The organism is Anaerospora sp. (genome assembly GCF_032013335.1).
Taxonomy (GTDB): Bacteria; Bacillota; Negativicutes; order Sporomusales; family DSM-15969; genus Anaerospora.
Genome location: NZ_DALZUO010000023.1, coordinates 1 through 281 on the forward strand (window position 1 = coordinate 1; position 281 = coordinate 281).

Genomic DNA, 281 nt, shown 5'->3' on the forward strand with positions numbered 1-281 from the left:
TTTAATATCCACCTATTTTCCCACTACACTGAAAAAAAGCCCTCAAGCCCTGCAAGTACAAGGTTTGAGGACATTCACCATCACCAGTGATACGGTTCTCCGTATCAGGTATAACGGCGGATTCTGTCAGAGTCGCAGGAGGTCCCTGCGGTTCCTTCCCTTAAAACGAAGCCAAGAACATCCCTGCGCTTTCCTTCAAGATAAAACCACCGTTCCCTTGTCATCGTTCGGGAGTATCGTCTTCATCAATAGTCACTATGAAAGTATCGTCTTCATCAATA